Below are 24,850 nucleotides of genomic sequence, written 5' to 3'. Positions count from 1 at the left end.
TTTGAAAGGTGAGACTCTATGAAAAGTAAATTTGTTTTAGCCCAGCTTGAGCAGAAGGGGCTGCCGGAAGAAAACCTGGAAAACGCCAAAAAAGCGGTTGCCACGGCGAAGGAACTCTATCAGCCGGACATGATGATCTTCCCCGAATGCTTTATGAGCCATTTTCCTATGGGTACCGAGCGTGCAGTCTGCCTCGGGACCGCACAGACCCTGGATGGCCCTTTTGTAACAGAGATGAGAAAACTCGCCAAAGACAACGGACTCTGGATTATCTTCGGCATGAACGAGAAGGTGGAGGATCCGGAGGATGACCGCAATTATAATTGCACTGTGGTTATCGACAGTGAGGGTGAGATTATATCCACTTACAGGAAAACACATCTTTACGATGCGTTCGGTTTTAAGGAGTCGGATGACAACAAGCCGGGGGACAAGTTTTTTGAGCCGATTGACACACCGTTTGGAAAAATTGGCCTCTTCGTATGCTATGAAGTGAGATTTCCGGAAGTTGCCCGCTACCAGCGTTCAAAAGGTGCGGATATCATCATCATGCCGACCGCATGGGTGCCGGGGCCGTTAAAGAGCTCCCAGTTCCGCACGCTGATTTCCGCGAGGGCGATCGAGAACACCGTTTATATGGTGGCCTGCGATCAGGTCGGTGCGAACGGCATGGGAGAGAGCGTCGTGGTTGACCCGATGGGCGTTGTGGTTGCAAGCGCCGGCGAGGTGGAGACTCTGATTTGCGCCGAGATTGATTCGGAGCGCATTGAGCAGGTAAGGGCAAAATTACCGGCTTATAAGGACCGCCGTCCGGAGCTTTATACAATCTGATCCGGAAACGGCCGGGCTAATGAATGGAAGGTGCTTCTGATTATCGGGAAGCACCTTTTCTCAACATGACTGAATTTCCGAATTTTCCTATTATGTTATTTAAGGAAAGGTTAAAATTGGGAAAAAAGAGTGGGGGGAAAAGAATGGGATACTTATTTGCGATTGGTTCCGCGGTATTGTACGGTACTATGCCGTTTCTTGCGAAGGAAATTTTCGCCTTCGGAGGGACGGAACTGACGGTGGTTGCATTGCGTTTTCTGTTTGCAGTACCGATAGTATTTTTGATTGTCCGTATAATGAAGATACCTTTGAAAATTACGCTGGTTGAGTTCGGAAAATTGTTTCTTTTAGCACAGGGATATGTTCTGACTAATATACTTCTGTGTTTTTCTTATAATTATATTTCATCCGGTATGGCGACAACAATCCATTTTATCTATCCGGCTTTGGTCTTTTTTATTCATGTGTCAATTTTTTCTGAGAAGTTTGACCGGATTAAGTTGATATGCGCTGTTTTGGGACTGGCTGGAGTGTTCTGTTTTTATACTCCAGGAGAAGCGGCATCCGGAGTTGGTATGGTTTTGGCATTCTGTTCCGCGTGGACGTATGCATTCTACATTATATTTGATGAGAAAAGCGGGATGGCGCTCATGAATCCATATAAGCTTTGTTTTTACATTTCTGTGATTTGTGGCCTGGAGGCTTCCTTTTTTGCCGTTCTGCGGGATGAATTTGTTATAAAGCTTCCTTTTAAAGCATGGGGATTTGTCATAATTCTGGCATTGGGAGTTACCGTTCTTGCAATTGTATTAGCACAGGAAAGTTTAAAAAGAATCGGAGCGGAAAAAATTTCATTCCTTAGCACATTCGAGCCGATGACCAGCCTTGTTCTGGGGATTGCGCTGATGGGTGAAACGCTTAACTTCCGTACTGCCATAGGCATTACCTGTGTCCTCACTTCGGCGGTGCTGATTGTGATGGGGAAGGCAAACGGAAAAAGGCGTGAACAGGCAGTCGGGGCCAAGAGTGAGCAGAGCTGATTCTAGTGGGGAGCTGTGACGTGAGCTGATGGAGCGGAGAAGTAACCGGAGCTTCATACACGTTTTACAGCCCCTTATCAGCAGGAACAATTGATGCAGAACAAATAAAGAACAGCCCGAACGGCCCCGTCCGTCCGGGCTGTTCTTTGCTGCTGAACTAAGGGGCGCTGCCGGGGATGGAGAGAATAATAATCTTCACTTTTCAGAACTCCCGGTTCCGACCGGACATGTAATTGACAACCAATGAAAAACAACGATATAATCATAGCAGAGAATATATTTTTTACGGTACGGCCATGATGCAGTCTAAGAGGTGCAAAGCGGCCGTGTGATTGGGGATGAGGGGAAATGCAGCGTACAATTATAGTAGTGGACGATGAGCCGATAATCCGCCTGGATTTATGCCAGATGCTGGAATCACTGGACTTTCATGTAGTGGCGGAGGGGGAGGATGGATTTGACGCCGTTGAGCTCTGCCGTCAGAAGCATCCCGATATGGTGCTTCTGGACCTGGAAATGCCGCTTTTTGACGGGCTGACGGCTGCGGAGACGATTATTGACGGGAATCTTGCGGGCTGTGTTGTTATCTGCACGGCTTTTGCAGACGAAGAATTTATTGCGAGGGCAGGACGCGCCGGCGTCTCTGGTTATCTGGTAAAGCCGATTGAGCCGAGAATTCTGAAACCGGCGCTGGAAGTGGCCTGGGCTCAGGGACAGCGGCTTTTAAAGACACGGGCGGAGGCGGAGGATGCCTGCCGGCGTCTGGAAGAGAATAAGATGATTGAGCAGGCCAAAGGAAAGCTTTCAAAGGAAAAGAAGATTTCCGAGTCGGATGCATACCGTGAAATGCAGAAGGCTGCCATGCAGAAACGTGTACCAATCATTACGATTGCCAAAGCCGTTCTGGAGCGGGAGACGAGACGGGACGCAGCGGTGCGGGCCAAAGAATATCTGATGAAGCAGAAAAGGCTTACCGAACCGGAGGCGTACAGGCTGCTTTCACAGGAAGCGGCAAGACGGAAGGTTTCGGTCAATGAAGCGGCAAGACAACTGCTGGAGCAGGGAGGAATAATATGAACAGGGACGAGATAATAAGCCGCGCGCAGCTCAGCGAATCAGGCTTCCATAAGCTGGAGCAGATCGAGGCCGTTCTGCCGCTGGTGGCCGATCTGGTAGGCGCCGATCTGTTTATCGACTGCATGCAGCCCTCCGACGGCCGGATGTTCGTCGCGGCGCAGGCGGGACCGGGCCATATGCCGTCCTCCTACCAGAAAAGCGTGGTTGGCTGCTATGCCAAACGGGAGGATGAACCGGCTGTCTACCGCGCCATGGAGACGAACTCCCCGGTGCGCGATATCAAGGCCGTCACCCAGGAAGAGCGGACCGTGCGCCAGGATGTAGTGCCTGTCTCGGATGAGGACGGCAGATTTATCGGCGTGCTGATCGGAGAACGCGATGTGAGCCGCGACATAAGACAGGAACAGAAGTATGAGGCGCTGGCGCGCAGGGTTGAAAAACAGGATCTCATCCAGACATCACCGGAGGATGCGGCCCGCCGTGAAGTCCATCACCGCGTTAAAAACCACCTTCAGCTGATTGCGAGCATCATGAATATCCAGGCGCGCAATACGGAGAGCGAGGAAGTGAGGCAGGCCTTCCGGGAAAATACGGCCAGGGTCCTGAGTATTGCCTCAATTAATGAGCTTCTGACCTATGGGGAGAACGGCCCCGTACCGCTGAAACCGTTCCTGGAAAAACTCAGGCAGAATCTGACTCTTCTTTATGATGCAGGGACATCCGTAAGTCTTGTTCTGGAAGGAGACGACCTGACGGTGGACCAGGAGAAGGCAACCGATATTGCCCTGGTGGTTAACGAACTCGTCTCCAATGCCTATAAGCATGCGTTTACCGGGCTTTCGGGCGGCCGGATAAGAGTGATTATGAAAAAAGGCGGGATGTATTCCTCCATCACCGTTCAGGATGACGGCACCGGATTCGATTTTAACGGGGAGGACAGCTTCGGTTTCGGCATGTCTCTCGTCAGGATGACAGTCCGCGGCAAGCTGGGCGGCAAACTTTACATCACATCGGACAAAGAGGGAACTTCCGCCACGTTTGATTTCCGGACATAAACAGGTCACAGGGCATGGAGTGAACAGTGGCGATTCCTGAGTGAAGGAGAATTCCCCGGCAGATCGTTGATTGACAAGCAAAGGCGGGGAATAGTATAATGATCGTTACAGTTTTACTTAGGCCAAACTGCAAACCAAAGGGAAAAGGAAGCGCTTATGTTACCTGAAATTGATACAAAGATCGAGAGAATCGAAAAAAATGAGTTATACAGCTCTAAAATATATAATCAGCTGAAGCTTTTGATTATCACCGGTCAGATTAAGCCGGGAACGGTTATCAATGAGAGAGAATATTCAAAGCTCCTGGATGTCAGCAGAACTCCTCTGCGCGATGCACTTCGATCACTGGAAAATGAGGGGTGGATTGAACAGGCCGGGAAGAACCGTAAGATTGCAGTTCTTCTGTGGAGAGATATTCTGGAGTTATTCGAGATACGTGAACCTCTGGATATCCTGTGCTTTGAGCTGGCTTTTCCAAAAGTGACTCCGGCACATATCGCCCATCTTCGGAAAATTATCGAGGAGATGGATCTTTTTGCTGTGCGCAATGCCAATGACTACTACACCCTGATGAAGATGGATACCAATTTCCACAACTATTTTGCCCGTATTACCGGCAACAGCCAGCTGATTAAGATACAGGACAGCATCAGTGAGAAGGTAGTCCGTTCATCCGTGCTGAGCATGAAGTACAGTATGCACGGGGGAAGGAATTTTGCCGCCGATCACATCGGGATTCTGAACAGCGTGGAAGAGGGAGACCTGGAAAAGGGCAAGGAATTGCTCCATATTCATTATGGATCCTGGAAGAAACGACTCCTCGTCATACCGGAGCGGCTGAACTTTGATCCGCAGGACGGTGATGCGGAGATTAAAGAAGAGTTTATTAAAAGTAACTAAAGTTTTAGGGAATATTTTGTCAAAAATAGAGAAAAAAGATATTTTCTAAAACTTTAGTGGCAAAATTAATGAGATGGGTATATAATGTGGTCAAACGGGAATTAAAATGTCCTTCTTTTATTTGACGTATTTTTGGTATACCGAACACCGAATTCCAAAAACAAATAAAAGAGAGGGGAGGAAATTTCCGGGTAAACAAGGAGAACAGTGAGAAGACTCCGGAGACATTTAGACAAAAGAAAGGAAGAAAAGGTATGAAGAGAGGGTTAGCATTGACACTGACAGTAGCGATGCTGGGGAGTTTGCTGGCAGGTTGCGGAAGCGGAAACGGAGGCGGAGGCAGTGCCCCGGCGGCTTCGGCTGCGGCCTCGGAAGCAGCAGGAGAAGTGGAAGAGGTTTCCACTCCGGATAAGATATTAAAGTTTACGGATCAGAACTCAGAGGATTCACCGGCCGGCATGTGGGAACAGAAATTTGCCGATCTTGTGAAGGAGTATACGAAAGGCCATATTCAGGTCGATTTGTATTTTAATAATACACTCTGCGGATACGATATCCAGCCTTTGCAGGCCGGTATCTGCGATTTCATCCAATATGTCCCGTCATCGGCGGGCGATCTGGACAGCAGGCTTGGAGCGTTTGATGCGCCTTATATTTACAGGGACGCCGACCACAGGCTCGCCGTATTTGATCCGTTTAACTCAGAACCGCTGAAAGTAATCAACGAGGCGCTGGAGGAAGACGGCGTTATGCTGCTCAGCAGTTTTAACTCCGGTTACCGCCAGATTACATGCAACTTCCCGATTAAGAACCTGAACGATATGAAGGGCGCGAAGATCCGCGTGGTTCCATCCGACCTCTATCAGCAGCTTTTCACCGCCTTCGGCGCGGCGGCAACACCGATGGCATTTTCCGAGGTGGCGACGGCGCTGATTACGAATGTAATTGACGGCCAGGAGAATCCGTATTCCGTAATTGTGACCAATGCCTTATATGAGGTTCAGAAGTACTGTATGGAGACAAACCATCTGCCGACGAACCATGGCCTATGGATGAACAGGAACACTTATGAAGGACTGACTCCGGATCAGCAGCAGGCAGTATTGCAGGCCGCTTATGACGCATCTGCTTACATGGACGAGTACATCCTGGATAAGGTGGAGGAATATAAGAAAATCTGTGAAGACAACGGAATGGAGATTATCGATGAGAACAACGGTCTCGATATGGCGGCATTTAAAGAAGCGGCCGAGAGCGTTTACGACTATTTCAGCGAGGACTGGGGAGAGATGCCGGACCTGATCCGTGCAGTCGAGTAAAAATCAGGGTTCGCGTTCAGCATGATGTTACCGTTTCTGTGCATCGCGGAGCGCGTTACCTGGGCACGGAGTGAACAGTAACACCGTTTTGAGTGAAAAGGAGAAATTAATATGTCAATACTGGGTAAAGCGTGGAATGCATTCAGAAACTTTATCAGTGGCATAAGCGGGATTTGGTGTATCATCATTATTGCGGCTCTCGACATACAAATTTTCTGCCGCACCTTTTTAGGATATTCGACAACCTGGAGTGAGGAGGTTGCGGAACTGTGCTTTGTCGGCCTGATTTTCTGCTATCTGGCACAGTGCGAAAAAGAGGGAGCCCACCTGCAGCTGGAAATTCTTTTCCAGATTTGGCCCAAATTGAAGTTCTACATGGATGTGGCGGGGAAGACAATCTGCATTATATACTGCGCATTTGTCATTTACAGTGAGTCCCTGCTGATTCCCACAACAATGAAACTGACGACGGCCGCATGCCATATCCCGATCCGCTATGTACATTATCTGATTGTGCTGGGGTCTGCCATGTGGATTATACAGGAATGCATCAGCCTGTTTGAGATATTTAAAGAGAGGAGGACACAGAAAGCATGAATATGATTTTACTGCTGCTCGGCTTTGTGGGCCTGCTGGCCGTGGGGGCTCCGATTGTGGTTGCCATGGGTCTGCCTGCAATTGTCTATTATATTGTGTCGGGAACTTCACTTTCACTGGTAGCCTATTCGTTCTATCAGTCCACAATGTCATTCTCTCTGCTGGCTGTTCCTGCATTTATTCTGATGGGAAACCTGGTAAGTGAACTGGGGGAGACCACAAGGGCGTTTGATTTTGCCCGCGCCCTGTCAAAGGGAAAACGCGGTTACTCTTCCCGTATCGCAGTCGTTCTGAGCCTGATTTTTGCCGGCATGTCCGGTGCGGCTATTGCGGGCGTCTGCGGACTGGGACCAATTTTCGTAGATTCGATGGAGGAAGAAGGATACGAGAGAGACTACGGTGCGGCGCTGACGATTGCCGCATCCACCGTAGGGCCTATTTTCCCTCCGAGTATTCCTCTGGTCCTCTATGCGACCATTGCACAGATTTCCAGCGTTAAGTCGCTGCTTGGCGGTGTGGGGCCGGGGATCCTGATGTCCATGATGCTCCTGTTCTATGTACTGCTTGTAGATAAGAAGAAACTGGTGAATCCTCCGATGGCTAAAGCGTTGGCGAAAGAGGAGCGGTCTATGGGAGAATTATTTTTACGTGCCCTCCCAATTGCTATTGCTCCGGTTTTGATTCTGATTACCATGCTCTCCGGTATCTTCAGCCCGGGTGAGACGGGCGGTATGGCAGTTCTTTATATGCTGCTGCTGGGAATCTTCCACCGTTCACTGACCTGGCGCGGTTTCTGGAAATGCGTGAAGGAGACGTGTAAATCGGTCAGCTCGATTATGGTTATTATGACGGCAGGCGGCATTTTTACAAAAGCGCTGATGCTTGAAAACCTCCCGGCTAAGATCATTGCACTGCTGGGACCGGTTGCCAATTATCCGTTAATTGTAATTTTAATAGTCAATATCATCCTGCTAATCATGGGAATGTTTATGGAAAGCAATTGCGCTCTGATTCTGACGGCTCCTATCGTGCTTCAGATTACGCAGGGATTCGGGATGGATCCCGTTTATATCGGCGTGATGATGGTTATGAACCTGATGATCGGACTGAGCACCCCGCCGTTCGGGCTTTGCATCTATGCGGTCTCCCGCGTGGCCAACGTGCCTTCGGAGAAGGTTATTAAATCGGTGGTGCCAATGTACATACCTCTGGGAATCGCGCTGATCCTGACATCGCTGATTCCGGCAATTACAACATTTGTTCCCAATACAATTATGGGACTTCTGGCCGGCGGCTGATATCTGTCCGGGCGGGCTTTCCATGCTGGACACCGCCTGTGAACTGCGGCATTAAAATACCATAGTCCGGCTGAAAACCGAATTTAGAAATAAAAAATAATAAATAAAGGAAAAGAAAGGATAGAAACATCATGACACAGAACGAATTATTTGAAATTGCACTTACTACGGATCCGGCCCAGATCGGACACCATGTCCAGGGAGGGTACATGACCGGCATTTACCCAATCAGCGATGAAATCAAAGCCATCGGACCGGCATTTACCATCCGTCTTCCAGGAACAGACAATGCAATGCTTTACTATGCGATGAAACTGGCGCCGAAGGGCTCCATGATTGTCATAGACAGAATGGGTGACAAGCGGATTGCCTGCCTCGGAGAGATGGTGGCATTATCCGCTAAAACCCTGGGAATGGCGGGAATCGTTGTGGACGGTCCAAACACCGACACCAGAGCGATCCGCGCCATGGGTTTCCCGGTATTTTCCACGGGCCGCGCCTGTGTCACAAATACCTTTAAAGGACTTGACGGCGAATACGGCGTGCCGGTCAACTGCGGCGGCTGCGTAGTGCGCCCGGGTGATATTGTTTACGGTGACGTGGACGGTGTTATCTGCGCCCCGGCAGCCCAGTTTGAGGAGCTGGTAAAGGCGGCTAAGGCGATGGATGCCAATGAAGTAAAATGGAGAGAAAACTTTGCAGAAGGCGGATATGTCGATAAATTCGTGAACCTGGAGCGCCTTGTTAAAGAAGGGGTTAAAGGAGCTATCGGTGAACTGAGCAAGGTGGAGTAATGTCAGTTCCGCCCGCAGCGAGCTTTTTTTGCGGGCCATCGGACAGTGACAATTAGAGAGGTAGGAACCTATGAAAAGTAAATTTGTTTTAGCGCAGCTTGAGCAGAAGGGACTGCCGGAAGAGAATCTGGCAAATGCAAAGAAGTCGGTTGCCGAAGCCATGGAGCTTTATAAGCCGGACATGATGATTTTCCCCGAGTGTTTCATGAGCCATTTTCCGACCGGGACGGATCGCGCCGTCTGCCTCGGAACCGCTCAGACCCTGGACGGGCCATTTGTGACGGAGATGAGAAATCTGGCCAAAGACAACGGAATCTGGATTATTTTCGGCATGAATGAGAAGGTGGAAGATCCCGATGATGACCGTAATTATAACTGTACTGTAGTCATCGACGGCAAGGGGGAAATTGTATCCACCTACCGGAAAACCCACCTGTATGACGCGTTTGGCTATAAGGAATCCGACGATAACAAGCCGGGGGACAAGTTTTTTGAGCCGATTGATACGCCCTTTGGAAAAATTGGTCTTTTCGTATGCTATGAAGTGAGATTTCCGGAAGTTGCCCGCTACCAGCGTTCAAAAGGTGCGGATATCATTATCATGCCGACCGCATGGGTGCCGGGGCCGTTAAAGAGTTCCCAGTTCCGCACGTTGATTTCCGCGAGGGCGATCGAGAACACCGTTTATATGGTGGCCTGCGATCAGGTTGGTGCAAACGGTATGGGAGAGAGTGTCGTGGTTGACCCGATGGGCGTTGTGGTTGCAAGCGCCGGCGAGGTGGAGACTCTGATTTGCGCTGAGATTGATTCGGAGCGCATTGATCATGTAAGGGCAAAATTACCGGCTTATAAGGACCGCCGTCCGGAGCTTTATACAATCTGATCCGGAAACGGGCGGGCTAATGAATGGAAGGTGCTTCTGATTATAGGGAAGCACCTTTTCTCAACATGACTGAATTTCCGAATTTTCCTATTATGTTATTTAAGGAAAGGTTAAAATCGGGAAAAAGGGGTGGGGGAAAAAGAATGGGATACTTATTTGCGATTGGTTCCGCGGTATTGTACGGTACTATGCCGTTTCTTGCGAAGGAAATTTTCGCCTGCGGAGGGACGGAACTGACGGTGGTTGCATTGCGTTTTCTGTTTGCAGTACCGATAGTATTTTTGATTGTCCGTATAATGAAGATACCTTTGAAAATTACGTCGGTTGAGTTTGGAAAATTGTTTCTTTTAGCACAGGGATATGTTCTGACTAATATACTTCTGTGTTTTTCTTATAATTATATTTCATCTGGTATGGCGACAACAATCCATTTTATCTATCCGGCTTTGGTCTTTTTTATTCATGTGTCAATTTTATCTGAGAAGTTTGACCGGATTAAGTTGATATGTGCTGTTTTGGGACTGGCTGGAGTGTTCTGTTTTTATACTCCAGGAGAAGCGGCATCCGGAGTTGGTATGATTTTGGCATTCTGTTCCGCGTGGACGTATGCATTCTACATTATATTTGATGAGAAAAGCGGGATGGCGCTCATGAATCCATATAAGCTTTGTTTTTACATTTCTGTGATTTGTGGCCTGGAGGCTTCCTTTTTTGCCGTTCTGCGGGATGAATTTGTTACAAAGCTTCCTTTTAAAGCATGGGGATTTGTCATAATTCTGGCATTGGGAGTTACCGTTCTTGCAATTGTATTAGCACAGGAAAGTTTAAAAAGAATCGGAGCGGAAAAAATTTCATTCCTTAGTACATTTGAGCCGATGACCAGCCTTGTTCTGGGGATTGCGCTGATGGGTGAAACGCTTAACTTCCGTACTGTCATAGGTATTACCTGTGTTCTCACTTCGGCGGTGCTGATTGTGATGGGGAAGGCAAACGGGAAAAGGCATGAACAGGCAGTCGGGGGCAAGGGTGGGAAGAGTTGATTCTAGTGGGGGGTGTGACGTGGGATGATGGATCTGAGAAGTAACCGGAGCTTCATACACGGTTTACCGCCCCTTATCAGCAGGAACAATTGATGCAGAACAAATAAAGAACAGCCCGAACGGCTCCGGCCGTCCGGGCTGTTCTTTGCTGCTGAACTATGGGGCGCTGCCGGGGATGGAGAGGATAATCATCTTCAATTTTCAGAACTCCCGGTTCCGGCAACTAAATATATCTTGACATCCGGCATACCCTGGCGATATAATAAATCCATATATTTCTGGTAAACCCAAATTGAATATTTTCATCATACAACAGGGTATGGTGTGACAGCAATAAGGCTCAGAGTGAGGAACCAACAGTTCCGCACTCTGGGTCTTTTTTGCCTTTTTAAGAATTTATCGTTTAAGCGGGTTTAAAACAGTGAAATGTGCTTTGGGAAAGGAGAGTGGGGAATGGAAAATACCCGGATGCTCAGCGCGGGAATTGATATTGGGACTTCGACCTCACAGGTGATTTTCAGCCGCCTGACCGTCGAGAATACAGCCGGATATTTTTCCGTGCCTTCTGTCTCGATTATTGACAAGGAAGTCGTTTACCAGAGTCCCGTCTACAGGACGCCTCTGATTGATAATTCGTTGATCGATGGAAACGCCCTACGCACAATTATTGAAAAGGAATATTCGGCGGCGGGGGTAAGGCCGGAACAGGTGGAGACAGGGGCTGTCATTATTACCGGAGAATCGGCGCGCAAGGAGAATGCACGGATGGTTCTGGAACGGCTGAGCGGCTTTGCAGGAGATTTTGTGGTGTCCACCGCCGGACCCGATTTGGAATCCGTGATTGCGGGCCAGGGGAGCGGAGCGGAACAGTTTTCTGAAGAGAACGGAGCCGTGGTCGTCAACCTGGACATCGGAGGCGGGACGACGAATGTGGTTCTGTTCGATGGCGGAGAGGTGCGCGCAAGGGGATGCCTTGATATTGGAGGGCGCCAGGTAACCGTGGATGAACAGGGCAGGATTGCCTATGTGAGTCCCAGCGCCCGGCGGATCGCACGGGCCTGTCATCTGAGTCTTGGGGAAGGAGAACCGGCCGACCGGGAAATCCTGGAAAAGCTATGTGACGGTATGAGCGAGGTGCTGGAACAGATGCTGGGAGCCTCGGAGGCCACGCCTCTTCTGGATGAAGTCAGGACGCAGGGGTCTGCGGCGTTTCAACTTCCGGCCGTCCGGGCCGTCCGTTACGTCTGCTTTTCAGGTGGCGTTGCGGACTGTATTTACCAGCCGGGCAGAGAACCGTTTGCCTACGGGGATATCGGCGTGCTGTTAGGAGACGCGATCCGCCGGGGCCGTCTGTTCCAGGCATTCCGTGTCATTGACGCAGCCGAAACGATACGCGCTACCGTGATTGGGGCGGGGAGTTATACAACCACGATTTCCGGCAGTACAATTGCCTATACGGACGGGCTGTTTCCAATGAAAAATGTGCCGGTATTGAAGCTTTCACGGGAAGAAGAGAAGCAGTGCTGGGACGGCGACGGTGAGACATTGTATCAGAAAGCAAAATGGTTTCTGGAGCAGAACGATGCGTCTCGTATGGTTCTGGCGCTGGAGGGCAGAAACGATCCCGATTATCAGGAGTTAAAAAAACTGGCTGCGGTGACGGCGGATGCGCTTTCACGGGCGCTGCCGGGTGACGCCCCGCTGATTCTAATTATCCAGACGGATATCGCCAAAGCGCTGGGGCAGATAATACGGCAGAGGATAGCCGGAAAACGGCCTGTGGTAGCGGTGGATACCGTGAAGGCGGAACAGAACAATTTCGTGGATTTCGGCCGTCCTATTATGAATGGACTTGTCATCCCGGTGGTTGTAAAGACCCTGATTTTTGGATAACAGGATATGGGACAGGTACATACGGCTGTGAACAGTAACTACAACCTTGGAGGTACATATGCAATATAAAACAATATTATCGGGGCAGACCTTCACTTTCGGTTCCGTGAAGGAAGTCCTGGCAAAGGCCGGAGAACATAAGTCCGGAGATATCCTGGCAGGCGTGGCGGCGCAGTCGGATATAGAACGGATTGCCGCGAAGGAAGTGCTCGCGGGCATGACGCTGCAGGAGCTGTATGAGAATCCGGCGGCTCCCTATGAGGAAGACGAGGTTACGAGAATCAACATCGATGGCCTCAACCAGACGATTTATCAGGGAATCAAAAACTGGACGGTCAGTGACTTGAGGGAGTGGCTGCTGTCCTATGATGCCGATGAAAGCGCAATCCGCCGGATTTCCAGGGGCCTCACGGCCGAGATGGTTGCAGCTGTCTGTAAACTCATGACAAACATGGATTTGATATACGGAGCCAGCAAAATCCGCATCACGGCCTGCTGCAACACAACGGTGGGCGAACGGGGAATTATGGGAACGCGGCTTCAGCCGAACCATACGACCGATAATGTGGAAGGAATTACCGCCTCCCTGTTCGAGGGACTTTCATACGGCTGCGGCGACGTCCTGATTGGGCTGAACCCCGTCAATGATACGGTTTCCAGTCTGGCGGAGGTTTTGAAGCGGTTTGATGAGGTGCGGAATTCTCTGGAGATTCCCACTCAAATCTGCGTGCTCGGCCATATCACAACCCAGATAGAGGCTCTCCGTCAGGGGGCGCCCTGCGATATGATTTTCCAGTCGATTGCAGGAAGTGAAAAAGGTAACCGGGCCTTTGGATTCTCATCGGAAACCGTGGAGGAGGCGTTAGGCCTTCTGCGCACCCACGGAACGGCTGCCGGACCGAATGTGCTGTATTTTGAGACCGGACAGGGAAGCGAGCTGTCGTCCAATGCGCATTGGGGCGCGGATCAGGTGACGATGGAAGCCAGGTGCTACGCCTTTGCAAGAAAGTATCATCCTTTTATGGTGAATACGGTGGTAGGGTTTATCGGGCCGGAGTATCTGTATGATTCCAAGCAGGTAATCAGAGCCGGGCTGGAAGACCATTTTATGGGAAAACTTTCCGGGCTGCCTATGGGCTGTGACTGCTGTTATACAAACCATATGATGGCGGATCAGAATGATATTGAAAACCTGTCCCTCCTCCTGGGAGCGGCCGGCGTCAACTATATTCTAGGCGTGCCGACCAGTGACGATATCATGCTCAATTATCAGACGAACGCCTATCATGATATCGGCACAATCAGAGAGATATTGGGACTGCGTCCGATTCCCGCATTTGAGCGGTGGCTGGAACGGATGGGAATCATGGAAAACGGCAGGCTGACAAAACTGGCCGGGGATCCGACGATATTTACGAAGAGAGGACGGTGAGCGCATGCTGAGGCAGACAGAGATAGACCGGATTGCAGAAGAAATTCTTTCTGAGCTGCAAGGAGAAGGGCGGTATGAAAGCGGAAACCTGCGGGCCAAATCGGAGGCCGCCGCCCGGGAAGCAGCCAGGCAGAAAGCCAAAAAGGATTTAGAAGAGGTTGCGGGCAGCATGCCGCCTGGAAAACCGGATGGGAAAGAGACAGGGAATGAACTGATTTCAGAACCTTTGCCGGAGCCAGACAGAAAGGCGCCTCTTCTGGAAAATCCGCAGGATCCCGATGCCCTGCGGCGGATGATTGGCAAAACGACGGCCCGCATCGGCGTCGGCCGCTCGGGTCCGCGGCTGAAGACAAAGACGCTGCTGACACTTCGCGCCGATCATGCCGCAGCGAGGGATGCGGTGCTCATGGATGTCAGTGAGGAACTGATTCAAAAGCTTGGGCTGCTTTCGGTGGCCACATGCTGTACCGACAAAAACAATTTTCTTACAAGACCTGATTTGGGTCGGGATTTCGATGAGGATACCAAGGTGTATATCAAGGAAAAATGTGTCTCCCATCCGGATGTACAGATTATTATCAGTGACGGACTTTCCTCCTCTGCCATCGAAGCCAATGCGGCGCGTATTCTGCCCGTCGTGATGGAGGGGCTGAAGGAAAAGGGGCTGACGGCAGGAACGCCGATTTTTGTGAAATATGGGCGCGTAGGAGCCCAGGACCGGATCTCGGAATTGGTGGGGGCGAAGGTGGTCTGCTCCTTTATCGGAGAACGGCCGGGACTGGCAACGGCGGAGAGTATGAGCGCATATATTGCATATCACGCCGAGGTGGGAATGCCGGAGGCAAGGAGAACGGTTGTTTCCAATATTCATAAAGACGGTGTCCCGGCGGTGGAGGCCGGAGCCTACATCGTGGATTTGCTGGCGCTGATTCTTGAAAAACAGGCAAGCGGAGTGGACTTGAAAAAGTAGAGGCAGGGTTACTGTTCACATGGCAGTGCTTTGCGTATTTGTTCTCAAAGGCGGGAGGTGAAACATGGTTTCAAAACAAATCGGCACGCAGGTGCTCGGCGTACGCATTCTTCCAAATGCCGATCCGATGCTGCGTGCGAACCTGGACATCCGTCCGGAGGATCGCAGTCTCGGTATTTTTACGACGGACTGCGACGACGTATCTTATGCAGCGTTAGATGAGGCTACAAAAAAGGCTGATGTATCGGTTGCATACGCAAAGAGCATGTATGCAGGCTCTGCCAATGCAAACACGGCTCTTGCAGGAGAGTTTATCGGCATTTTATCAGGTCCGAATCCGGAAGAGGTCAGGAGCGGCCTGGAGGCTGCGATTGCTTATATTGAAAATGAGGCACATTTTTATACGGCTAATGAGGACGGTTCCATCGTCTACTTTGCCCACTGCATCTCACGGACCGGTTCTTATCTGTCTGCCCAGGCAGGAGTACCGGAGGGAACGGCAATGGCTTACCTGATTGCCCCGCCCCTGGAGGCGACAGTGGGGCTGGACGCGGCGCTTAAAGCGGCAGATGTGGAGCTTAAAACGTATTACGGCCCGCCCACCGAGACAAACTTTGCGGGAGGCCTGCTCTGCGGAAGCCAGGCGGCCTGCCTTGCAGCGTGCGAGGCATTTGCAGAGACGGTATGCCGGATAGCAGAGGAGCCGCTGGCATACTGATAATTTGGGATTATACCGAAAACACTGGAAAACATCCCGCGGGATAACCGCAGTGAATTGTATCAATGGATACAGTTCAGACGGAATATCTTCTTGACCAAAAGGCCGGTCAAGAAGCCGTCTGAATTGTTACGAAGAATATACAGAAAGGACGTGATCAGATTGACATTGGATCGTGATTTGCAATCCATCCAGGAAGTGCGGGATTTGGTAGCCCGTGCAAAAGAGGCGGAGAAAACACTCTCCACATTTCCTCAGGAAAAGCTGGATGCGATTTGTACGGCAATTGCCGCAGCATGTATGGAGCATGCAGAGGAACTGGCTAAAATGGCGGTACAGGAGACGGGATTCGGCAAGTGGGAGGACAAGGTCCTGAAAAACACACTGGGCAGCCGTATCACCTGGGAGTCCGTGAAGGATATGAAAACAGTAGGCGTATTAAGGGAGGATAAGGAGAGAGGAGTCTGTGAAATCGGTGTGCCGATGGGAGTTGTGGCCGCTCTGATTCCATCCACGAACCCCACCTCAACGGCAATGTATAAGAGCATCATATCCATCAAGGCGGGAAACGCCATTGTAATCAGCCCCCATCCGGGAGCTAAAAACTGTATCACAGAAACATATAAAATTATAAAGGAAGCGGCCGAGCGAGCGGGTGCGCCGGAGGGAACGGTATGCTGTGTCAGCCTTACGACCATGGAGGCGACGGATACCCTCTTAAAACACCCGGATGTCAGCATCATCCTTGCCACAGGAGGAGAGGCCATGGTACATGCCGCATATTCTTCCGGCAATCCGGCCCTTGGGGTTGGACCGGGCAACGGCCCTTCCTACATTGAGCACACGGCAGATATTCCGGCGGCGATCCGGCGTATTATGGATTCGAAAACCTTTGATAACGGCACGATCTGTGCTTCAGAGCAGTCAATCGTCACAGAACGCTGTATCACGAGCCAGGTGGAGGAAGAGCTGAAACGGCAGGGAGGCTATTTCCTGACGCAGGAACAGTCAGATCAGCTGTCCGGCTTTCTGCTCCGTGCCAATGGCACAATGAATCCGAAGATTGTAGGAAAAACGGCTGAAAAAATTGCCGAAATGGCGGGAATCCGGGTTCCGGAAGGGACACGCCTTCTGGTTTCACGTCAGGATCCGGCTAATGTCAGCAAGAAGAACCCGTATTCCCGGGAAAAGCTCTGTCCGATTCTGGCTTACTTTGTGGTAGAAAGCTGGGAAGAGGCATGTGAGCTCTGCATCAGGATACTTCAAAATGAGGGCGCCGGCCACACGATGACACTGCACACAAAGAATAAAGAAGTAGTCCGGGAATTTGCCCTCAAAAAGCCGGTTTCTCGCATTCTCGTCAATACGGCGGGAGCGCTCGGCGGCGTGGGAGCCACAACGGGACTTGCCCCGGCGCTGACGCTGGGCTGCGGAGCCGTCGGAGGCAGCGCAACTTCAGATAATATTACACCGCTCAACCTGATCAATATCCGCCGCGTGGCATACGGCCTCTGCGAGCTGGCAGATTTGAGGGAAAGCGCTCCGGCAGAGTGTTCCTGTTCTTCGGGGACGCCGTCCTGCACGGAGGATTTGAGGGAAGAAGACATAGAAGCAATTACACGCGCAGTCATTGCACGGCTGCGGGCGAAACATTAATTAAGAAAATGACCAAACAATAATTAAAAAATCCAAGGAGGAAAAGATTATGGCAGCATTACAGGCACTGGGAATGGTAGAAACAAAGGGACTGGTTGGTTCGATTGAGGCAGCCGATGCAATGGTTAAGGCGGCAAACGTAACTCTGATCGGCAAGGTACATGTAGGAGGCGGCCTTGTGACGGTAATGGTACGCGGCGATGTAGGAGCTGTAAAAGCGGCAACCGACGCGGGTGCGGCGGCAGCCGGACGCGTGGGTGAACTCGTATCCGTACATGTAATTCCGCGTCCTCATGCAGAAGTAGAACTGATTCTGCCGAAACTGGATGTAGAGTAACACGCTTCGCGATACACAAAAACGGTAACTATGAAGGTAATAGTTACAAGATAAAGGAGAGTAAATCATGGCAGCATTACAGGCACTGGGAATGATAGAAACAAGAGGGCTGGTTGCTTCAATCGAAGCAGCCGATGCAATGGTGAAGGCAGCCAATGTGACACTGATCGGAAAAGAGCATGTGGGCGGCGGCCTTGTGACGGTAATGGTACGCGGCGATGTGGGAGCCGTAAAGGCGGCAACCGACGCAGGGGCAGCAGCAGCGGGAAATATCGGAGAACTCGTATCCGTACATGTAATTCCGCGTCCGCACGGTGAGGTTGAACTGATTCTGCCGGTACAGAACGCCGAGTAGGACACCGGGCAGCAGAGTCGGCAAAACAGCAGGTAACCGTTGGGAAGGTAACAGTTCAGGCTTGTGCGGACCGTTACAACTGCAGCATTTAAAGAACAGGGAACGTAACTATGAAAGTATTGACGGAAGCAGATTTAAGGACGGAACAGATTTCCCGGGCCGACCGGGAATACCGGGTGCCGCAGGGGACTTTTGTCACACCGTCGGCAAAAGAATTCCTCCGTGACCGCGGCGTGGAACTGATATTTGACTGCGTGAACCCGTCATCTCATGCCGCAATGACCCGGACTCCAATCAAAAAACAGGGAGGCCGTACGTATATTGATGCTGCGACCGGCGAGGGGTATGGGGAAAAACCGGAGGATATGACACATCTGCGTGAAAACCTCCTGGTTCCCAAGACCCACCCGCGCATTGCACTCCGCGGCCAGATAGATGGACTGCAGGCACGCGTACTGCTGATGCAGGCAAAAAATCAGGATAATCGGGAGCTTTGCCGGGATCTGGACAGTGTCCTGCAGTATCTGAGGGAAATCCTCGGGGCTGAGGTGAAAGAGGAGCCTCTTAGGGAGGTGCGGCTGTTTGGACTGGAACACGGTGAAATCAGGCGTATGTCCCACAATGTGAAGGAGAACTTCGGGATAGAGCATCCGATTCCCGACTGCACGATGGGGGAAACGGCTCTTGAGCTGAATCTTCTCCGCACACAGGTAAGAGAGGCGGAGCTGAGTGCGGCAAATGCTTTCCCGCAAGGCGATCCACTTGGAATTATCGAACACTTAAACCGGCTGAGCAGCGGCATCTATATTCTTTTCTGCCGTGTTGTATCCGGATTATAGAATTACAAGAGGGACAGGAATCCCGCTTTATCCCTGGGAGGGTTTTATGAATAGACAACAGATACAGGAAATTATCCTCCGTGTTCTTGCAGAATGCGGAGAGCAGGTGACGGGCCGGGAACTGCCTCTCGATTTTCCGGTGGAGGTTTCGGCCAAGCACGTTCATCTGACGAAAGAGGCGGTCGGACAGCTGTTTGGAGCTGGGGCAAAGCTGACTCCAAAGAGGCCGTTATCCCAGCCTGGACAGTTCCTGAGTGAGGAACGGGTCACTCTTGTGACGCCCAAAGGAAGAATCGAAAACGTGGCGGTGCTGGGACCGGAGAGAGAGGAAGTCCAGACGGAACTGTCTCTTACGGACTGTCGGTCGCTGGGAATCGACGCGCCGATTTGCATGTCAGGAGATCTGGCGGGAGCAGGCGATGTGTATATCATCGGTCCCAAAGGAATGATATTTGCAAAAGAGAGCGTGATCATAGCGCAGGCCCACATCCATATCACGCCGCCTGAGGCCGGTGAAATCGGCATTACGGACGGACAGAGAGTTTCCGTAACCATTGGCGGAGAGCGGAAGATAACACTTGAAAATGTCATCTGCCGTGTCAGCAGCCAGGCGGCGCTTGCCATGCATATTGATTTTGATGAGGCCAATGCGTGTATGCTGCCGAAAAATGCCACCGCCAGAATGAGAGTTTCGGGAGACGTATGCGCAGAGCAGGCATGCAGAAGTGGAAAATATGAAGGAATTTCCGCGATGGCAGTGGAAGAAGCGGACAGGAAAGCGCCGAAGCCGGCCGCAGGCGGTGCGGTTTTTGAAGGAAAACTGATCACCGAGGCGGTGGCGCGCCGGTTTGCGTCCGAACAACAATCAACGCTCACGGTGGCCAAGGGAGTCATTCTGACGCCTTCGGCAAAAGACGTTTTGCGCCAGTCGGGAATTGAAGTCCTCTGGCAGGGGAGGAGGTAGGCCATATGATGATTTGTCAGGTAGTAGGCCATGTCTGGGCGACGAAAAAGGAAGAGGCCCTGAACGGACATAAACTGATGATTGTGCGGGAAGTGACGACAAACAGGAGAAACGGGGCCACCTTTGTGGCGGCCGATTCCGTTGGAGCGGGAATTGGAGAGCAGGTTCTGGTGGTAAGCGGAAGTACGGCCAGACGGGCAATCGGTTCCGACGATTCTCCGATTGACAGCGCCATTGTCGGCATTATTGATTCCCTCGAGATCTCAAAGGAAAAAGGTGAGTAATATGCAGCTGACAAAACTTATCTATCAGGCCGGAATTATCGGCTGCGGCGGAGCCGGTTTCCCGACCCACGCAAAGTACAATGGAACAATTGAAACAATTATAATCAACGGAGCAGAATGTGAGCCTCTCCTGCAGACGGACCGATATCTCATGAGAAATAAGGCCGGGGAACTGATTAAGGCCGCAGATATGCTGCTTCGTGAGACCGGTGCAGGCGGCTGCGTCATTGCGCTTAAAGCATCTTATACAAGGGAAATAGCGGCTCTGGAGGAGGCAATCCGGTCACTCGGTTCGGACGTCCGGCTTCACAGGCTTGAGAGCTTTTTTCCGGCGGGAGATGAGCAGACTATCGTCTATGAGGTGACCGGAAAAGTCGTGCCGCCCGCAGGGATCCCGCTGAATGTGGGCTGTGTTGTAAATAACGTTGCCACGCTGTACGGCATCTATGAGGCAATGGAGGGCAGACCTTTCACACAGAAGTATCTGACCGTGACCGGCGAAGTGAAACATCCGGTTATCGCAAAGGTGCCGATCGGGACACCGGTCGGTGAATGTCTGAAGCTGGCGGGAGGCCCGCTGCTTTCGGACTATGTGGTGGTAAACGGCGGCCCGATGATGGGAAAACTCATGTCAAAGGAGGAGGCGGAGTCTGCGTGCGTTACAAAGACCATGTCGGGGCTTATCGTGCTCTCCACGGACAGCAGTATTGCCAGACGTTCCGAAGTCACGCTGAAACACATGTTAAACCGTGCCAAATCGGCGTGCATCCAGTGCAGCTTCTGTTCCCAGCTCTGCCCAAGGGCATTGCTCGGCCATCCGCTTGAACCGCACCGGATTATGCGCAAACTCTCATCCTGCCGCGATTTGACGGAGATACTGGACGATCGGGACGTACAGAATGCGGCGCTTTGCTGCGAGTGCGGAATCTGTGAAGTATATGCATGTCCGATGGGACTGCAGCCGAGAAAAGTCAATTCCCTGCTGAAAGGGGAACTGGCCAGGGCAGGCATCCGCTATCAGCGTACCGAAGGTGAGTGGGAGCCGGATCCGAACCGGAACATGCGCAAGGCGCCCACGGCCAGGGTAGCGTCCAGAGCCGGGGTGGCGGCGTTTGAAGAGATTCAGATTGATGAGCTGAAAGAGATTACTCCCGAGTCATCAGGGACGGTCCGCCTGGCCCTCCGCCAAAGTATCGGAGCGCCTTCGCAGCCGGTCATAAAAGACGGCGAGCGGGTGGAAAAAGGACAGCTTATTGCGGTCTGCCCCGAGGGAAGTCTCGGTTCTGCGCTTCACGCTTCCATAAGCGGAGTTGCAGCGCTGGAGGAACAGTACCTGGTAATCAGGCCGTAAAAAGTTTATATGTTTTTGTACGGCAATGCGTAACAGACAGTATTCAGATAAAGGAGCATACAGAGAATGGAAGCAATCGGAATCCTTGAAAGCAATAGTATTGCCAAGGGAATTGAAGCGGCGGACGCGGTTCTGAAGGCGGCGGACACGACACTTTTATACGCAAAACCGGTATGTCCCGGTAAATATACGATCCTGTTTTACGGCGACGTGGCAGCGGTAAGCGCCTCCCTGGATGCGGGAGCCGCAGTGGTAGACGCACATCTTGTGGACTCTGTTGTGATTCCCCGCGTCCATCCGCAGGTAATCCAGGCAATCAATCTCTCCACAACGCCCGATGGGGTGAACGCTGTCGGCGTTATGGAATTCTTCAGCGTCACGGCTGCGGTCTATGCGGCCGATGCGGCGGCTAAGGCGGCCGATGTGACACTGATGGATGTCCGCCTGGGCGTGGGAATCGGAGGAAAATCCTTTGCTATTCTCACCGGAGAAGTGGCGGCGGTGGAAGAGGCCGTGCGCTGCGGTATGGCGACAGGGGAGGAAAAGGGCCTGGCCGTGACCAGCACTGTAATCCCAAGCCCAAGGAAAGAGATTTTTGAGGCGCTATTATAAAGTTACGGTTATGTTCCGGGAGGTGTTTGCAGCACAGAGATTTTTAGCCGGGGTGTGAACAGTAACATGATAAAGGAGACGGCGGTATGACAGAACAGAACCCCTTTGATTCAAAACAGAGGATTATCCAGGAGTTTGTTCCCGGAAAACAGGTGACAATGGCCCACCTGATTGCGAACCCCAACGACGATTTGTATAAGAAACTGGGGGTTGTCAGTAAATCCAGGGGAGCCCTGGGGATTTTAACCATTACTCCCAGCGAGGCGGCTATCATCGGCGCCGATGTGGCGACCAAAGCCGCCGAAGTGGAGATTGTTTTTGTAGACCGTTTTTCCGGCTCCCTTGTAATCTGCGGTGATGTGGCTGCGGTGGACGCGGCGTTAAAAGATGTCCTTCGTGTCCTCGGAGAGACGCTGCATTTTACAATGACGGAAATTACGAGGTCTTAGCTCATGAAGAAAATTATGATGATCGGAAAGATAGGCTGCGGAAAGACGACACTTGGGCAACGGCTGATGAGAGAGACGGTCCGTTATCAGAAAACACAGTCTATCCAGGTGATAGGGGACGGGATTGTGGACACCCCGGGAGAATATCTGGAGCAGAAACAATTTTACAGTGCGCTGATTGTTACTGCGGTAGAGGCCGACGTGATCCTGCTTCTTCTCTCAGCAATTGATGAGCAGAATACATTTTCACCCAGAATGAGCTCCATGTTCAGCGGGAAACCGGTAATAGGAGTGATTACAAAAACTGATCTCTGCTGTGATCCGGAGCGTATTGCAGCGGGACGGGAAATTCTTGAGATAGCGGGAGCGGAAGAAATCCTGGAGATTGGGTTTGGAGATGAAAACTGTATTGAAAAGCTGGAAAGCAGGATAGATGAAATAGGACTTCAGCCGGAACTGTGAATATGGCGGTCTTATCATTATTGGCAGGATACCGCTGTGTCAAAGAATGATTTGCGCCATATCGCCGTTCTGAAGTCCGGCAGCCAGGCCCTCGTCCTTATTCAGATGCATAAAGGAACTTTTACCTGAATGGACACGTACAAGTACGTGCTCAAACACCAGGCCGTTACAGGTTTGAATATTGATTCTCTGCTGCTCACGAATTCCCAGACGGCTGCTTAAAGCTTTAGACAAATGGATATGTTTCTCAGCCACAATACCGCAGGAGATTTCCTTTTGGCCATTTGGCCCAATCAGGAGAAGGGCGGCGGCGCCATCCAGATTCCAGGAATTACGCAGAGGGGCGTTGACACCCAGTCTGCAGCAGTCGGAGGCGAGCAGCTCTGCCTGAGTAAGAGGACGGAGAGGCCCTACGACGCGCACATTTTCCAGGATGCCGGAAGGTCCTTTAATTGTGACAGTTTCAGCAGATACAAATTCACCGTCACCGATTTCCCTTTGCCTGGTCAGCTTGTAATCTTTTCCGAACAGAATATCAGAAAGTTCTCCGGAGAGATGGATGTGATGATTAGACATCATAATTTTAATCTCGTTTTTCATTCTGCTTTCCTCATGAAAATTCAATCGTATTATATCAGTTCCCAATATAAAAACCAGGGCCGAGAAGTTCTTCCGTGTCTCTCAGGAGTTCGGCTGCTTCATCATAATTTTCTGCGGTCAGGGCCATTGTAAAGTAATTGATCAGACAGATAGGCGCAACGTGTGAATTCTGGTAAGACGCGGTTTTTACCCGGCAGGGGAGTACAATCTCGGCGTATTCCCTGGCGGCGGCAAACGTCGCGGATGTGATCAGGATTACCTTTATCTGTTTCTTCTTCATCCATTCCAGCAGATGAATCGCCAAGGAGGTAAAACGCGGGAAAGCAAAGACAACGCATACGTCCCCCCTCTTCATGCTGACCATTTCCTCCGGATATTCCATCCCGGTAAAACGGATAAGATGCAGGTTCTTCCTGATTCTTCCCCAGCTTGCAAAGGCGTAATAGGACAGTGAAAATCCCATCCTCATACTCATAATATAAAGAGAATCCGCGGACTGCATGAGTGCGACTGCACGGTCAAGCTCCTCCTCCTTCAGATCCTTCATTGTATTCTCTATGTTTCTGATATCTCTCTCAAAGGATGCCGCCAGTCTGCTGTTCACCTTCTCTTTTCCTGGTTCGCCGTCGGTCTGTCCGGGGAGGGAATCTTTATTTAAAACAATATTCTGTGCATCTTTCTGCAGCTCCGTGAATCCGGCATAACCAAGCTGCCTGGCAAAACGTATTACCGTCGTGGTGCTGACTCCGACCAGCCCGGCCAGATCTTCCAGTGTTCCCACCGCTACTTTATCCAGATTATACAGAAAATAATTCGCAACTTCCTTATGCGACTTCGTCAGCTCATCAAAATGTGCCGTTACCCGGTTAATAAAATCTGCCATTTGTATTCCTCCTCCGTATTCTGAGGCCTGGAGCATTCCTCGCAATATCACGTAAGCGTTCCGGCCCGCTATCAGGGCCGGAACGCCGCATATCAGCTTCTTTATTAACAATTTTAACATTGCACATTTAATAAGTCAAAAACTTATTGTGATTGTCTTCTCGCTGATTGTCTTCTCACGCGTTCACGTTCTTTTCACCGCGGGCGATCAG

The 24,850-nt window shown here is 51.1% G+C and carries 27 protein-coding genes; 25 read left to right on the top strand and 2 right to left on the bottom strand.

The annotated features are described in order from the left end of the window. Positions 1–18 precede the first annotated feature (18 nt). The 25 genes from EJL91_RS06410 to EJL91_RS06290 all read left to right on the top strand — a co-directional run bounded on the left by EJL91_RS06410 (position 19) and on the right by EJL91_RS06290 (position 23,156). Positions 19–831 (top strand): carbon-nitrogen hydrolase family protein, encoded by an 813-nt coding sequence (locus tag EJL91_RS06410; protein ID WP_125141156.1) that lies wholly within the window; start codon positions 19–21, stop codon positions 829–831. A gap of 143 nt (positions 832–974) precedes the next feature. Next, positions 975–1,871, top strand: coding sequence for a DMT family transporter (locus tag EJL91_RS06405; RefSeq protein ID WP_164516767.1), 897 nt, complete (start codon positions 975–977; stop codon positions 1,869–1,871). A 348-nt stretch (positions 1,872–2,219) separates the two neighbouring features. Beyond that, entirely contained in the window at positions 2,220–2,948 is a 729-nt protein-coding gene (locus EJL91_RS06400) for an ANTAR domain-containing protein (protein WP_125141154.1), read from the top strand. After that, positions 2,945–4,003 (top strand): sensor histidine kinase, encoded by a 1,059-nt coding sequence (locus tag EJL91_RS06395; RefSeq protein WP_125141153.1) that lies wholly within the window; start codon positions 2,945–2,947, stop codon positions 4,001–4,003. Before EJL91_RS06400 ends, EJL91_RS06395 begins: the two co-directional genes overlap by 4 nt. Positions 4,004–4,159: 156 nt before the next feature. Continuing rightward, a complete protein-coding gene (locus EJL91_RS06390; RefSeq protein WP_125141152.1) occupies positions 4,160–4,903 on the top strand; it encodes a GntR family transcriptional regulator in 744 nt (247 codons plus the stop codon). Positions 4,904–5,157: 254 nt separating this feature from the next. Next, a complete protein-coding gene (locus tag EJL91_RS06385; RefSeq protein WP_243125253.1) occupies positions 5,158–6,222 on the top strand; it encodes a TRAP transporter substrate-binding protein in 1,065 nt (354 codons plus the stop codon). A gap of 111 nt (positions 6,223–6,333) precedes the next feature. Next, the gene (locus EJL91_RS06380; protein ID WP_125141151.1) at positions 6,334–6,819 is read left to right on the top strand and encodes a TRAP transporter small permease; all 486 of its coding nucleotides are present in this window, start codon (positions 6,334–6,336) and stop codon (positions 6,817–6,819) included. Further along, complete coding sequence (locus tag EJL91_RS06375; protein ID WP_125141150.1) at positions 6,816–8,117, top strand: TRAP transporter large permease; 1,302 nt, start codon at positions 6,816–6,818, stop codon at positions 8,115–8,117. Before EJL91_RS06380 ends, EJL91_RS06375 begins: the two co-directional genes overlap by 4 nt. A 131-nt stretch (positions 8,118–8,248) precedes the next feature. After that, positions 8,249–8,911 carry an RraA family protein gene (locus EJL91_RS06370; protein WP_125141149.1) on the top strand — a complete coding sequence of 221 codons (663 nt, stop codon included), beginning with the start codon at positions 8,249–8,251 and terminating at the stop codon, positions 8,909–8,911. Positions 8,912–8,981: 70 nt separating this feature from the next. Next, a complete protein-coding gene (locus EJL91_RS06365) occupies positions 8,982–9,794 on the top strand; it encodes a carbon-nitrogen hydrolase family protein (protein WP_125141148.1) in 813 nt (270 codons plus the stop codon). 143 nt (positions 9,795–9,937) lie between these two features. Next, the gene (locus EJL91_RS06360; RefSeq protein WP_164516766.1) at positions 9,938–10,834 is read left to right on the top strand and encodes a DMT family transporter; all 897 of its coding nucleotides are present in this window, start codon (positions 9,938–9,940) and stop codon (positions 10,832–10,834) included. Positions 10,835–11,287: 453 nt separating this feature from the next. Beyond that, the gene (locus EJL91_RS06355) at positions 11,288–12,727 is read left to right on the top strand and encodes an ethanolamine ammonia-lyase reactivating factor EutA (protein ID WP_125141146.1); all 1,440 of its coding nucleotides are present in this window, start codon (positions 11,288–11,290) and stop codon (positions 12,725–12,727) included. 58 nt (positions 12,728–12,785) lie between these two features. Continuing rightward, the gene (locus EJL91_RS06350; RefSeq protein ID WP_125141145.1) at positions 12,786–14,159 is read left to right on the top strand and encodes an ethanolamine ammonia-lyase subunit EutB; all 1,374 of its coding nucleotides are present in this window, start codon (positions 12,786–12,788) and stop codon (positions 14,157–14,159) included. Between the two features lie 4 nt (positions 14,160–14,163). After that, positions 14,164–15,129, top strand: a complete 966-nt coding sequence (gene eutC / locus EJL91_RS06345; protein WP_125141144.1) for an ethanolamine ammonia-lyase subunit EutC — start codon at positions 14,164–14,166, stop codon at positions 15,127–15,129. Between the two features lie 64 nt (positions 15,130–15,193). After that, a complete protein-coding gene (gene eutL, locus EJL91_RS06340; RefSeq protein ID WP_125141143.1) occupies positions 15,194–15,847 on the top strand; it encodes an ethanolamine utilization microcompartment protein EutL in 654 nt (217 codons plus the stop codon). 162 nt (positions 15,848–16,009) lie between these two features. After that, the gene (locus EJL91_RS06335) at positions 16,010–17,503 is read left to right on the top strand and encodes an acetaldehyde dehydrogenase (acetylating) (RefSeq protein ID WP_206429474.1); all 1,494 of its coding nucleotides are present in this window, start codon (positions 16,010–16,012) and stop codon (positions 17,501–17,503) included. Between the two features lie 49 nt (positions 17,504–17,552). Beyond that, entirely contained in the window at positions 17,553–17,840 is a 288-nt protein-coding gene (locus tag EJL91_RS06330; protein ID WP_164516765.1) for a BMC domain-containing protein, read from the top strand. Positions 17,841–17,907: 67 nt separating this feature from the next. After that, positions 17,908–18,195, top strand: a complete 288-nt coding sequence (gene eutM, locus EJL91_RS06325; RefSeq protein ID WP_125141141.1) for an ethanolamine utilization microcompartment protein EutM — start codon at positions 17,908–17,910, stop codon at positions 18,193–18,195. 110 nt (positions 18,196–18,305) lie between these two features. Further along, complete coding sequence (locus EJL91_RS06320) at positions 18,306–19,034, top strand: hypothetical protein (RefSeq protein WP_125141140.1); 729 nt, start codon at positions 18,306–18,308, stop codon at positions 19,032–19,034. A 46-nt stretch (positions 19,035–19,080) separates the two neighbouring features. Then, the gene (gene pduL / locus EJL91_RS06315; protein WP_125141139.1) at positions 19,081–19,998 is read left to right on the top strand and encodes a phosphate propanoyltransferase; all 918 of its coding nucleotides are present in this window, start codon (positions 19,081–19,083) and stop codon (positions 19,996–19,998) included. 5 nt (positions 19,999–20,003) lie between these two features. After that, positions 20,004–20,282 (top strand): EutN/CcmL family microcompartment protein, encoded by a 279-nt coding sequence (locus tag EJL91_RS06310; RefSeq protein WP_125141138.1) that lies wholly within the window; start codon positions 20,004–20,006, stop codon positions 20,280–20,282. Between the two features lies 1 nt (position 20,283). Continuing rightward, entirely contained in the window at positions 20,284–21,633 is a 1,350-nt protein-coding gene (locus EJL91_RS06305) for a 4Fe-4S dicluster domain-containing protein (protein ID WP_125141137.1), read from the top strand. 66 nt (positions 21,634–21,699) lie between these two features. After that, positions 21,700–22,245, top strand: a complete 546-nt coding sequence (locus EJL91_RS06300) for a BMC domain-containing protein (RefSeq protein ID WP_125141136.1) — start codon at positions 21,700–21,702, stop codon at positions 22,243–22,245. Between the two features lie 86 nt (positions 22,246–22,331). Beyond that, positions 22,332–22,694, top strand: a complete 363-nt coding sequence (gene eutS, locus EJL91_RS06295) for an ethanolamine utilization microcompartment protein EutS (protein ID WP_125141135.1) — start codon at positions 22,332–22,334, stop codon at positions 22,692–22,694. Between the two features lie 3 nt (positions 22,695–22,697). Beyond that, positions 22,698–23,156 (top strand): EutP/PduV family microcompartment system protein, encoded by a 459-nt coding sequence (locus tag EJL91_RS06290; RefSeq protein WP_125141134.1) that lies wholly within the window; start codon positions 22,698–22,700, stop codon positions 23,154–23,156. 39 nt (positions 23,157–23,195) lie between these two features. Here EJL91_RS06290 and EJL91_RS06285 read toward each other — a convergent pair whose 3' ends face one another. After that, positions 23,196–23,756 carry a PduL/EutD family phosphate acyltransferase gene (locus EJL91_RS06285; RefSeq protein WP_125141133.1) on the bottom strand — a complete coding sequence of 187 codons (561 nt, stop codon included), beginning with the start codon at positions 23,754–23,756 and terminating at the stop codon, positions 23,196–23,198. A gap of 34 nt (positions 23,757–23,790) precedes the next feature. Further along, positions 23,791–24,639 (bottom strand): MurR/RpiR family transcriptional regulator, encoded by an 849-nt coding sequence (locus tag EJL91_RS06280; RefSeq protein ID WP_125141132.1) that lies wholly within the window; start codon positions 24,637–24,639, stop codon positions 23,791–23,793. Positions 24,640–24,850: the final 211 nt, after the last annotated feature.

It is taken from the genome of Clostridium transplantifaecale (assembly GCF_900626075.1).
Lineage (GTDB): Bacteria > Bacillota > Clostridia > Lachnospirales > Lachnospiraceae > Otoolea > Otoolea transplantifaecalis.
The sequence above is the reverse complement of the archived record's forward strand: the minus strand, read 5'-3'. Positions and strand labels throughout refer to the sequence as shown.